We start from the raw sequence: 11,927 nt of genomic DNA on the forward strand, positions 1-11,927 counted from the left end.
AGGGGGTCGCGTCAGCCCCGTATCAGCGAGAACCCCTTGTACCCCGAGGCCGCGACGTCCGCGATGATCTCCCCGTACACCCCGAAGCCACCGATGAACGGCATGAACACCCGCGGCTTCCCCGGGATGTTGGCGCCCAGGTACCAGGAGTTCGCGGCGGGGAACAGCGTGGCCGCCGCCCGGTCGCGGCACTGCGCGACCCACTGCTCCACGGCCTCCTCGCTCGCCTCGATCGCGCGGTAGCCGTGCTCGTCCAGATGGCGCAGGCAGTCGCCGAGCCAGTCGCCGTGCTGCTCGGCGCAGAGCACGACGTTCGCCATGACGGACGGGCTGCCGGCGCCGGTGAGGTTGAACAGGTTCGGGAAGCCGTCGACGCCCAGGCCCAGATAGGTGCGGGGACCCCCGCTCCAGACGTCCTTGAGGCTCCGGCCGCCCCGCCCCCGGATGTCCACCCGGTCGATGGCGCCGGTCATCGCGTCGAAACCGGTCGCGAACACGATCGCGTCGAGCTCCACCCGGGTGCCGTCGGCCAGGACGATCCCGGTGGCGTCGATCCGTTCGATCGCGTTCTCCCGCAGGCTCACCAGCTCGACGTCGTCACGGTTGAACGTCTCGTAGTAGTGCGAGTCGGTGACGATCCGCTTCGTGCCGATCGGATGGTCGGTGGGGACCAGCAGATCGGCGGCCGCCGGGTCGTCGATGAGCGCCCGCACCTTCTCCTCCCAGAACGCCCGCGCCTCCTCGTTCGCCGCGCGGTCGGTGAGCTGGTCGGGGAACGTCTTCGAGTACAGGACACCGCCCAGCTCCCACCGCTCCTCGAACGCGGCCCGCCGCTCCTCCGGGGACACCTCGAACGTCGCCGACGGGTGCGCGGCGTGCGGCGATCCGCCGCCGCTGAGCCGCGACAGGCGCCGCCGCTCGGCGTAGCCGGCCTTCTGCCGGCGGCGGGTCTCGTCGTCCAGGGGCTTGTTGCCCGCCGGGATGCTGAAGTTGGCGCTGCGCTGGAAGACGGTGAGGTGCGCCGCCTGCTCGGCGATCAGCGGGATGGCCTGGATGCCGGAGGAGCCGGTGCCGATCACCCCGACGCGCAGTCCGTCGAAGTCCACGCCCTCGTGCGGCCAGGCACCGGTGTGGTACGTGGCGCCGGCGAACTCCCCGGCGCCCGGGATATCCGGAATATGAGTGCTGGAGAGGCAGCCGACGGCGAACACGCAGAACCGGGCCGACACCACCTCGCCGCCGTCCGTGCGGACCGTCCAGCGCAGCGTCTCCTCGTCGAGCTCGGCCGAGGTCACCGAGGTGCCGAAGGTGTAGCTGCGGCGCAGGTCGAAGCGGTCGGCGACATGGCGCAGATAGCGGATGATCTCCGGCTGCGTGGCGTACTTCTCGCTCCAGTCCCACTCCCGCTGCAGCTCCTCGTCGAAGGAGTACGAGTAGTCCACGGATTCCACGTCGCAGCGGGCGCCGGGGTAGCGGTTCCAGTACCAGACGCCGCCCACGTCGTCCCCGCGCTCGAAGCCGCGCACGGTGTGGCCGAGACCGCGCAGCTTGTGCACGGCGTACAGACCGGTGACGCCGGCTCCGATGACGACCACATCGACGACGCTGACGACGCTGACGACGCCGACGGACTGGCTCTTGCTGTCGTTCACGTTCGAACTCTCCTCATCGGGTGGTGGTGTTCTCCGCCGACCGCCGCAGCGCCTTCTTGTCGACCTTGCCCGCCGCGTTGTGGGGGAGGGCCGGGAGGACGTGGAAGGCGCGCGGGACCTTGAAGTTGGCCAGCCGCTCCCGCGTGTACGAGGTCAGCTCGGCCGCGTCGACCGGTGCCCCGGCCGCCGGTACGACGTACGCGACGCCGACCTCCCCCAGCCGTGCGTCCGGCGCGCCGACGACCGCCGCCTCCAGGACGGCCGGGTGGCCGCGCAGCACCTGCTCCACCTCCGCCGGGTACACGTTGAACCCGCCCACGACGAACATGTCCTTCAGCCGGTCGGTGATCCGCAGGAAACCGTGCTCGTCGAGCACCCCGACGTCCCCCGTGTGCAGCCAGCCGTCCGCGTCGACGGCCCGGGCGGTGGCCTCGGGATCGTCCAGGTAGCCGTGCATCACGTGGTAGCCGCGGGTGAGGATCTCGCCGGGCTCCCCGGGCGGGGCGTCGACGCGCAGCTCCGTGCCCTCCAGGGCGGTCCCGGAGGTACGGGCCAGGGTCTCCGGGGACTCGTGCGGCGGGCAGATCGCGACCACGCCCGTCGACTCGGTCAGCCCGTACGCGGTGTTGACGCTCCGCGCGCCGAGGGACGTCCTGATCTCCTCGATGAGCGCGGTGGGGATGTTCGCCGCGCCCGTGACCGCCATCCGCATCGAGCTCAGGTCGTACGCCGCGCGCTCGGGGTGGTGGATGAGCGAGGTGAAGACCGTCGGGGCGCCGGTCAGGACGGAGATGCGCTCGTCCTGCATCCGGCCGAGGACGGCATCGGCGTCGAAGACCCGCTCCGGGACGATCGCCGCCCCTTGCAGGAGACAGGCGAGGATGCCGGCCTTGTAGCCGAAGGTGTGGAAGAACGGGTTGACGAGGAGGTGGCGGTCGCCGCGCCGGAGGGTGACCGTGCGGGCCCAGGCGTCGTACACGCGCAGGTTCTGGCCGTGGGTGGTGGGCACGCCCTTGGGGCGGCCGGTGGTGCCGGAGGTGAAGAGGATGTCGGCGGTGTCGGCCGGACGCACGGCGGCGGTACGGGCGAGCCGCCGCTCGCCGCTCACCCGGTCCGCACCCGCCAGGAAGCCCGCCCAGTCCGCGGAGTGCAGGGTCACCGTCCGCTCCAGGAGCGGGAGTTCCTCCCCCGAGTCCGCCAGCAGCGCCCGGTAGTCCGTACCCAGGAAGTCGTGCTCGGTGAACAGGAGCCGGGTACGGGACCGGCGCAGGATGTCGGCGGCCTCGACGGCCTTGTAGCGGGTGTTCACCGGGACCAGCACCGCGCCGGCCGCCACCGCGCCGAGCGCGGCCACCACCCAGCGCGCGCTGTTGGGCGCCCACACGGCGACCGAGTCGCCCGGGCGCACCCCTTGCGCGATCACCGCGCGCGCCACCCGGTCGACCCGGTCGCGCAGCTCAGCGAACGTCCAGCGCTCCTCGCCGAAGACGAGGGCCTCCTCATCCCCGTACCGCTCCACGGCCCAGTCCGCGAGCCTGGCGATGGTCTGCGCGCCCCTCATGATCTGTCACGTCCTCCCTGCTGCCCCGTCCCCCCGGGCGGGGCGCGGGCGGTGGAACCACAGCGGAGGGGAGCCTGTCAGGGAGGGGCCTCCCGGCGCAGGGGCCGGTTCCCGCTCACCGGGAAGGTGAAGGTGACGGGACTTCTTGCGTCCGCGGCGTCGGGCCGCTGTCGTTCTCGCGGGCGGGGTGGCTCAGGCCCCCTGGCAACTGATCGCCGCACGCGCCGGGCAGGGCGTGGGTGCCGCCGCGGGCGGCGCCCTTGGCGTACTGGCGGGTGGACTGCTGACCGAGTACGCGGGCTGGCGTTGGGTCATGCTGGTCAACCTGCCCATCGTCGCGGCGGCCCTCGCGCTGGTCTCGCGGAGGTGCCCGGCGGGGCGGCGCCCGCCCGGCGCGAGCGGCTGGACGCGCTGGGCGCCGTCCTGGCGACAGGTGGAGTCGGGCTCCTGGTGCTCGGTGTCCTCCGCACCGACACCCTGGGCTGGGCTCACCCGTCACAGCGGCGACCCTCACGGCCGCCGCCGTGCTGCTCGCCGCCTTCGTCCTCGCCGAAACGAGGGCCACCACGCCCCTGCTCCGCCGGCCTGCCGCGCAATCGCTGGGTCGTCGGCGCGAACGTACTGGTGTTCCTCGCCGCGGCCGGGCAGTTCACGGCGTTCGCTCCGGTCGCCGCCGCCGCGACCACCGGCGTCGTCCCGCGTGCGGCCGGCATGGCGTCGGGGCTGATGAACAGCTCCCGCCAACTCGGCGGATCCACCGGTCTGGCCGTCCTCGCCACCGTCGCCGCGCACCACACCGGCACGGCTGCCGGTGCGGTTGCCCGCGGGCGCCGCGGTGATCGTCCCCCGTGGCCGCCGACACCGCCTGGAACCGGACGCCCCCAGCGACCTGATGTCGGTCACCCTCCGCGAGGGCACCAGCCTCGAAAAGCGCACCGACACCGACTGAACGACAGGTGGCCCGGCAGAAGGACTGCCGGGCCACCAGGAACCTCGCCCGAAGGCCGGACGGCGCCCGGCCGCCCGGTACGGCGGTGGTGAGGACGGGATCAGGGCACGATCAGAGCGGGGACGACCGTCGCCAGCAGGCCGGCGGACAGGACACCCTCCCGTACGAGGACCGGTGTGTCGCCGGTGAGGTCGATGATGGACGACGACACCGGTCCGGCGGTCCGGCCGCCGTCGAGGTACACCGACACGGAATCGCCGAGCATCCCGAAGGCCGCGTCGCAGTCCTCCGGCGAGGGCCGGTCGGTGAGGTTCGCGCTGGAGACGGCCATCGGACCGGCCGCCGCGAGCAGGTCGAGCGCGAGGGGGTGATCGGGCATCCGTACGGCGACCGTGCCGCCCGTCTCGCCGAGGTCCCAGTCGAGCGAGGGCCGGTGCCGGAGCACCAGCGTCAGACCGCCCGGCCAGAACGTCTCGATCAGGGCCTCGGCCGTCTTCGGGAGGTCCGCGACCAGCTCGCCGAGCGCGTCCCTGGAACCGACGAGCACGGGGGAGGGCTTGTGCCGGCCCCGCCCCTTCGCGGCGAGCAGCCCGGCGACGGCCCGCGGGTCGAAGGCGTCGGCGCCGACACCGTAGACGGTGTCGGTGGGGAGGACGACGAGCTGCCCCTGCCCGAGGGCCGCCACCGCCGCGTCGATGCCGGCGGAGCGGGAGGAGGGGTCGGAGCAGTCGAAACGCTGTGCCATGGGGCCGCTCACTCCCCGCTCTCGACGCCGTGCGAGGTCACCGTCCGGGCGCTGCCCTCGGCGAGCTGGTAGGCCAGTCCCACGACCGCCACCTCGCCCGTCCGCACCTGCTCCGAGAGGACCCGGGACCGGTCCATGAGCAGCTGCACCGTGTGCCTTATGTGCTCGTCGATGATGTCGCTGTCCTCGGTCAGACCGGCGGCGCGGGCCGCGAGCACGCTCGGCGTCACGCGCTCCACCACGTCCCGTACGAATCCGGCCGCGGGCAGCCCGTCCTCGACCGCCGCGCGGGCCGCGGCGACGGCGCCGCAGGAGTCGTGTCCCAGGACGACGACGAGCCGGCAGCCGAGCACGCTCGTGGCGTACTCGACGCTGCCCAGTACCTCGGACCCCAGCACATGACCGGCGGTCCGTACGACGAACAGGTCACCGAGCCCCTGGTCGAAGATGATCTCGGCCGCGAGGCGCGAGTCGGAGCAGCCGAGGATGACCGCGAACGGCTCCTGCCCGGGCGCGAGCTGCGCGCGCCGCGCGGCGTCCTGATTGGGGTGCTCAGGTGTCCCGGCGACGAAGCGCCGGTTGCCGGCGAGCATGGCGTCGAGAGCGGCAGAAGGAGAGGTGCGAGGCATGCCACCCACTGTAACGAGCCATGCCGGACCTGCCTCGGGCCGGTCCGGGACCCGAGACCGGAACCGGCCGGGCCCGCAGGTCCCGTGCGGCCCGCCCACGGTCCGACTTGTTCCTTATCTGGTGGTTCGTTAGGTCTTGTGCACCCGTTCGAGTGATCGCGGCGGGACGTCGCCCCGGGGTGGTCGCGACGAGCCGAGCATGTGTCCGTCCTCACTCGGCACCACTGCCGCGCGGGGCCCTCCGCGCGGAGATTTTGCCCTCCCGTGGTTGCCGCCCCGACAGCGCCGACAGATCTTGGTCACCATGCCCTCGGGCAGCTGGTTCTGCTGGTCACGGGGGGTGCAAGGGGCCCTCCGCCCTGAGCGGGGAATGTACATGCACCTTGAGTTCCGGCACCTCCGTGTCCTGCTCACCGTCGCCGAGGCCGGCAGCATCCGCAAGGCCGCCGCGCGTCTGCAGCTCTCCCAGCCCGCGACGAGCGCCCAGTTGAAGCGGATCGAACAGGAGCTGGGCGGCCCGCTCTTCATCCGCAGCGCCGAGGGCGTGAAACCGAACGAGAACGGCCAGTACGTGCTGCGCTGTGCCCGCGACCTCGTGGTCGGCTTCGACCGGCTCCGCGAGTACGCCCGATCGGCCGCGGAGGCGGACACCGGAACTGCCGTGCCCCTGCGGGCGGGCGGGACGGCCGGTCCCCTGACATCCCTCCTCATATCCGCCCTTTTCGAGCTCGTCCCGGAGAGTCGGGTCACGATCGACGCCCGGCGTTCCGTGCACACCCTCGTCAAAGCCCTGAGCCAGTCGAAATGTGACATAGCGGTGTTCGGCGAGTTCCCCGGATTCCCCCTCCCCGTCGGCGAGTCGGTGGTGACCCGCACGCTGCTGCGCGAGCCGGTCTTCGTCCTGCTCGCCGAGGACCATCCGCTGGCACGCCAGGAGACGGTCAGCCTGGGCGACCTCGGCGGGGAGGAGTGGGTCATGCCGGAGGCCGACGAGAGCGGCGTGCACGCGTACCTCCATCTCACCTGCCGGTCGGCGGGATTCACCCCGCGCATCGCGCACGTCACGCCGGACCTGTCCGTGGCGCAGATCCTCGTCGCCGGCCGGCGGGCCGTCTGCGGCGTGTGGCCGAGCGCCGAAGTCCCCGCCCAGGGCACGGTGCAGCGGCCGCTCGTGGACGTCCCGTTCCACCGCCGGCTCCAGCTGGCCTGGAACCCGGAATCGGTCCCGCCCGAACTCGCCGACGCGGTGGGGGAGCGGCTGTCGGCTGCGTATCTGTCGCTGGTGCGGCAGCGGCCGCAGTACCTGGCCTGGTGGGAGGGCGGCGGCAGGGAGTTCGCGCTCGGCGCTGAGGGCTGAGGGCTGAGGGCCGACGGCTGAAGGTCGACGGCTGAAGGTCGAAGACCCCCTCTATAACTCCACAGTTGTATCCCACATGGGATCACGTCAGGAACATGTCACCTGGTGAACACTTCGCGTCAACGTCCCAGGACGTCGTCACCCCCCACGACGAGCGAAGGAACACCCTGCCATGCCCCGTCCCCTCCTTGCCCTCTCCACGGCCGTCGCCGCCGCCGTCATCACCACGGGCGCGCTCGCCGTACCGGCGTACTCGCAGCCCGACGCGGTGCAGCAGGGAGCCTCCGCCCGCGACACGGCGATATCCCAGGCCCGCGCGAACGTGGCCCGGCACGCCGACACCTTCGGTTTCGGGGCGGGTCAGGCGCTCCAGGTCAAGGACGTCGTGCTCGACGCCGACGGCACCCAGCACGTCCGCTTCGAGCGGACCTTCAAGGGCCTGCCCGTCGTCGGCGGCGACTTCGTCGTCCACCAGAAGGCCGACGGCTCGCTCAAGGGATCCACCCACGCCAAGGCCCACAAGGTGGCCCTCGCCTCCGTCACCCCCGCGGTCGACGCCAAGGGCACCGCCGCCGGCGCCCTGAAGCGCTCGCAGGGACTCGTCAGCGACGCCAAGTCCACCCCCGAGCTGATCGTGTGGGCCGCCGACGGCACCCCCCGCCTGGCCTGGCGCACCACCGTGCAGGGCCTCGGCGACAAGGGCCAGCCGCACGGCGAGGTCTTCGTCACCGACGCCACCACCGGTGCCGCGATCGAGAACTACGACACCGAGCGCGAGGCGACCGGCACCGGCCACTCCGAGTACACCGGTGATGTCACCCTCGACACCACCCTGCAGGCGGACGGCACCTTCGCCCTCATCGACCCGATCCGCAAGCACATCACCAAGGACGCGCACAACGTCTCGTCCTCGTCCCTGAACAGCTCCTCGGGCACCCTGTTCACCGACGCCGACAACATCTGGGGCGACGGCCGGAAGTTCTCCACCGACCGCTCCACCGCCGCCGTCGACGCGCACGCCAACACGGCGAAGACCTTCGACTACTACAAGGCGACGTTCGGCCGCAACGGCATCAAGAACGACGGCCGCGGCGCCACCGTCTTCGTCCACGTCGGCACCAACTGGGACAACGCCCAGTGGTCGGACTCCTGCTTCTGCATGATGACCGGCGACGGCAACGGCACCGTCGACCCCGAGCAGGTCGACCTCGACACCATGGGCCACGAGATGACCCACGGCGTCACCTCGGCCACCGCCAACCTGCGCTACAGCGGCGAGTCCGGCGGCCTGAACGAGGCCACCAGCGACATCCTCGGCACGATGGTCGAGTGGTACGCCAACAACCCGATCGACACCCCCGACTACCTGTTCAGCGACCAGTCCACCCCGCCGTGGCTGCGCCGCTTCGACAAGCCCTCCCTGGACGGCCGTTCCGCCGACTACTGGTCGAAGTCCGTCGGCCGGCTCGACGTGCACAACTCCTCGGGCGTCGGCAACCACTGGTTCTACCTCGCCAGCGAGGGCAGCGGCACCAAGACGATCAACGGTGTCACCTACAACAGCCCGACGTACAACGGATCCACCGTCACCGGCATCGGCAACCAGAAGGCCTCCGCCATCTGGTACCGGGCGCTGACCGTCTACATGACCTCCACCACCGACTACAAGGGCGCCCGCGTGGCGACCCTGAACGCGGCGAAGGACCTGTACGGCGCCACCAGCCCCGAGTACGCCACCGTGGCGGCCGCCTGGACCGGGGTCAACGTCCTCTGACGCCCCGTCGCACCACCTGAACAGATCACCCTCGGGCCCCGCCACTCCGGCGGGGCCCGAGCTGTCGGGCCCTCGAAGAGGATCCGGTCGGAAGCCGCAGGTGCTCAGGAGGGCTGGACCTGGGCGAAGTGGGCCAGGGCTTCGGCGGGGTCCGGGCTCACGAGACGCTCCAGACCGGCCGTCGTGATCTTCGCCCACCTGCCGGCTCGCGTCCACATCCGTTCCTCGAAGGCGCGGACGGCCTCGTCCGGATCTCCGGAGCCGGTGGCGAGGGCCTCGGCGAGCTCGGCGCCCTCCAGCATCGCGAGGTTCGCGCCCGCCCCCAACGGGGGCATCAGATGGGCGGCGTCGCCCAGGAGCGTCACCCCGGGGACGTGGGTCCAGGTGTGGGACACGGGCAGGCTGTAGAAGGGGCGGTGGAAGAAGGCGGTGCCGTGGCGGAGGAGGCCGAGGACGGGAGCGGCCCAGCCGTCGAACAGCGCCAGCAGGCTCGATCGCACGGCCTCGACGTCGGCCAGGTCCAGGTGGGCGTGCCAGTCCAGCGGCGCGCGGAACTTGGCGTACACCTTGACGTGGCCGCCGGTGTTGCGCTGGGCGACGAGGGAGCGGTTCGCGCCGTACACGGCCAGGGAACCGTCGCCGATCAACCGGGCGAGGTCGGGGTGGCGGGTGTCGACGTCGTCCAGGGAGGTCTCGACCGAGGTCACGCCGGTGTAGTGCGGCGTGGCCGGGGAGACCGCCGGGCGGATCCGGGACCAGGCGCCGTCCGCGCCGATCACGAGGTCGAACGTCTCCTGTCGCCCGTCCGCGAAGTGGACCCGTACGCCGCCCCCGGTCTCCGGCACCACGTGCGTCACGCTCCGGCCCCACCGGACGTCGAGCGGGCCGAGCAGCAGGTCGCGCAGCTGCCCGCGGTCGATCTCGGGGTTGGCCCGGTCGTCCGGGCGGGGGCGCCAGTCGCGCAGGACGGTCCCGTCCGTGTCCAGGATGCGCATGGCCTGCCCCTCGGGACGGGACAGGGTCCGGAACTCCGCCAGCAGCCCCGCCTTTTCCAGCGCGAGCTGGCCCAGTCCTTCCTGGAGGTCCAGGGTGCCGCCCGGGGGGCGGGCGTCGGGGGCGGGATCGCGTTCGAGGACGGTGACGGGGTGGCCATGGCGGTGCAGGACCCGGGCGAAGGTGAGGCCGGCGGGACCACCGCCGACCACTGCGATGCGATGTCTCATGTCGATACACTGTATTGACGCGCGACGCCGTATCGCAACAGTAAAGTGTGGCCATGACTGTGTGGGACCGGCCGGAGCCGCCGACTCGCCCCGTACCGCTCGACCGGGAGCGGATCGTGGCCGCCGCCATCGCGCTGGCCGACGAGGACGGGCTGGAGGCCGTGTCGGTGCGCAAGGTCGCCGCCCGGCTGAACGCCGGCCCGATGCGGCTGTACGGATACATCTCCACCAAACAGGAACTGTTCGACCTCATGGTGGACGAGGTCCAGGCCGAGATCCTCCCCGAGGAGCAGTCCGGTGACTGGCGGGAGGCACTGCGCGTTCTCGCCCACCGCACCAGGCAGGCCGCTCTCCGCCATGAATGGCTCGCCGACCTGCTCGGCGGCCGACCGTCCCTGGGCCCCAACGGCCTGGCCGTGACCGAGGCCACGCTGGCCGCCCTCGACGGCCTCGCCGACGTCGACACCGTCATGCGCGCCGTGGAGACGGTCAGCGCCTACTTCACCGGCGCCATCCGGCGCGAGATCGCGAACCTGCGGGCCGAACGCGCCACGGGCCTGTCCAAGCACGAATGGCGGCGCGCCCATGGCCCGCACGTGACGAGGATGCTGGCCACGGGCCGTTTCCCGGCGCTGGCCAAGGCGGTGCACGACGGCACGGACGTGGACGCCGAGACCTCCTTCGCGACCGGCCTGGACTGGGTCCTCGACGCCGTGGCGGCCAGACTCGCCCGACCGTCGATGTGACGAGCGGATGCCGTGGAGAATCCTTTTCTCATGGAATGTGGCATTCGGGTGACATTCGACCGGTGACGGATCATCCCGTGCTTAAGATCCACTTTCGTGACAGAAAGTCAACACACGGGGGACCAACGGGAGTCGGCCGGCGTCGTCATCCTCGGGGCCGGCCCCGCCGGGCTCGTCCTCGCCAACCTCCTGCTGCGCAGCGGCATCGACTGCGCCGTCCTCGAACGCGCTGACCGCGAGCACCTCCTGAACCGGGCCCGGGCCGGGTACCTCGCCCCGCACACCGCGCGCGTCCTGCGGCGCCACGGCCTGGACGAAGGCCTGCGTCGCCGGGGACAGGAGCACGGAGTCTGCGAGTTCCGCACCGAGGACGGACGCTTCCGCCTCGACTACCGGCAGCTCGGCACCGGCGAGCCCCACACCGTCTACCCCCAGCACGAGCTGGTCGCCGACCTGCTGGCCGCGTACCTCGGCGCCGGGGGCCGCATCCGCTTCGACACCGAGGCGGTGGAGATCGGCGGCCCGGACACCACCAGGCCGTGGGTGACGGCACGGGAGCCGGACGGCCGGGCCTCACGGTGGTCGGCCCGGTACGTCGCCGCCTGCGACGGCCGCCACGGCGCCGGACGGCGCTCACTGCCGGACCGGGCCGTACGGCACTTCCGCGACCACGGCGTCTCCTGGCTGGGACTCCTCGCCGAGGCACCGCCCAGCCTCGACGCCGTCGGCTACGCGACCCACCCCCGGGGCTTCGCCGGCCACATGGCCCGGTCCGCCGACATCACCCGTTACTACCTCCAGTGCGAGCGCGGCACCCCCGCCGGGGAGTGGAGCGAGGAGCGGATCTGGGACGAGCTGGAGCTGCGGATGCGGAGCGCCGACCACGGTCCGCTGCGGCGCGGCAGGATCGTCCAGCGCGCGGTCGTCGACCTGGAGTCGGACGTGCTCGACACGCTCCGGTACGGCTCCCTCCTCCTGGCCGGCGACGCCGCCGGCCTCATCAGCCCCTCCGCCGCGAAGGGCGCCAACCTCGCCGTCCTGGAGGCCGAACTCCTCGCCGAGGCCCTCGCCGCCGACCTCCACCGCGGCGACCCAGGACCGCTCGCCCACTACTCCGACCGCTGCCTGACGCACATCTGGCGGGCGCAGGAGTTCTCGCACTGGATGATCGGCCTCCTCCACGGCGCACCGCCGTTCCAGGAAGGCATGCGCCGGTCCCGCATGGAGTCGCTGCGGACGTCCCGTACCCACCAGGACTGGTTCGCCGAGCAGTACGTCGGTATCTGACCCC

The 11,927-nt window shown here is 72.1% G+C and carries 9 protein-coding genes and 2 pseudogenes; 6 read left to right on the plus strand and 5 right to left on the minus strand.

The window, feature by feature from the left end; translation table 11 throughout:
* Positions 1-11: 11 nt before the first annotated feature.
* Both AB5J54_RS37275 and AB5J54_RS37280 read right to left on the minus strand, forming a co-directional pair.
* The gene (locus AB5J54_RS37275) at positions 12-1,652 is read right to left on the minus strand and encodes a flavin-containing monooxygenase (RefSeq protein WP_369148370.1); all 1,641 of its coding nucleotides are present in this window, start codon (positions 1,650-1,652) and stop codon (positions 12-14) included.
* 13 nt (positions 1,653-1,665) lie between these two features.
* Positions 1,666-3,213, minus strand: coding sequence for a FadD3 family acyl-CoA ligase (locus AB5J54_RS37280; protein ID WP_369148371.1), 1,548 nt, complete (start codon positions 3,211-3,213; stop codon positions 1,666-1,668).
* A gap of 175 nt (positions 3,214-3,388) precedes the next feature.
* Between AB5J54_RS37280 and AB5J54_RS37285 the strand changes: the two are divergent.
* Positions 3,389-4,026 (plus strand): annotated as a pseudogene (locus tag AB5J54_RS37285) (MFS transporter); the annotation flags it as partial.
* A pseudogene (locus tag AB5J54_RS37290) lies at positions 4,025-4,162 on the plus strand (cupin); the annotation flags it as partial. The pseudogenes AB5J54_RS37285 and AB5J54_RS37290, both read left to right, overlap by 2 nt.
* 100 nt (positions 4,163-4,262) lie before the next feature.
* Here the strand turns inward: AB5J54_RS37290 and AB5J54_RS37295 are convergent.
* Both AB5J54_RS37295 and AB5J54_RS37300 read right to left on the minus strand, forming a co-directional pair.
* Positions 4,263-4,907, minus strand: coding sequence for an L-threonylcarbamoyladenylate synthase (locus AB5J54_RS37295; protein WP_369148372.1), 645 nt, complete (start codon positions 4,905-4,907; stop codon positions 4,263-4,265).
* A gap of 8 nt (positions 4,908-4,915) precedes the next feature.
* Positions 4,916-5,536 carry a carbonic anhydrase gene (locus AB5J54_RS37300; RefSeq protein WP_369148373.1) on the minus strand — a complete coding sequence of 207 codons (621 nt, stop codon included), beginning with the start codon at positions 5,534-5,536 and terminating at the stop codon, positions 4,916-4,918.
* A 376-nt stretch (positions 5,537-5,912) separates the two neighbouring features.
* On the opposite strand from AB5J54_RS37300, the gene AB5J54_RS37305 reads away from it, so the two are divergent.
* Both AB5J54_RS37305 and AB5J54_RS37310 read left to right on the plus strand, forming a co-directional pair.
* Positions 5,913-6,893, plus strand: coding sequence for a LysR family transcriptional regulator (locus AB5J54_RS37305; protein WP_369148374.1), 981 nt, complete (start codon positions 5,913-5,915; stop codon positions 6,891-6,893).
* A gap of 172 nt (positions 6,894-7,065) precedes the next feature.
* Positions 7,066-8,667 carry a M4 family metallopeptidase gene (locus tag AB5J54_RS37310; RefSeq protein WP_369148375.1) on the plus strand — a complete coding sequence of 534 codons (1,602 nt, stop codon included), beginning with the start codon at positions 7,066-7,068 and terminating at the stop codon, positions 8,665-8,667.
* Between the two features lie 104 nt (positions 8,668-8,771).
* Here the strand turns inward: AB5J54_RS37310 and AB5J54_RS37315 are convergent, their stop codons facing one another.
* Complete coding sequence (locus AB5J54_RS37315; RefSeq protein ID WP_369148376.1) at positions 8,772-9,890, minus strand: FAD-dependent oxidoreductase; 1,119 nt, start codon at positions 9,888-9,890, stop codon at positions 8,772-8,774.
* A gap of 53 nt (positions 9,891-9,943) precedes the next feature.
* On the opposite strand from AB5J54_RS37315, the gene AB5J54_RS37320 reads away from it, so the two are divergent.
* Complete coding sequence (locus tag AB5J54_RS37320; RefSeq protein WP_369148377.1) at positions 9,944-10,636, plus strand: TetR/AcrR family transcriptional regulator; 693 nt, start codon at positions 9,944-9,946, stop codon at positions 10,634-10,636.
* A gap of 96 nt (positions 10,637-10,732) precedes the next feature.
* Positions 10,733-11,923, plus strand: coding sequence for a 4-hydroxybenzoate 3-monooxygenase (locus AB5J54_RS37325; protein ID WP_369148378.1), 1,191 nt, complete (start codon positions 10,733-10,735; stop codon positions 11,921-11,923).
* Positions 11,924-11,927: the final 4 nt, after the last annotated feature.

This window comes from Streptomyces sp. R44 (genome assembly GCF_041053105.1).
Classification (GTDB): Bacteria; Actinomycetota; Actinomycetes; order Streptomycetales; family Streptomycetaceae; genus Streptomyces.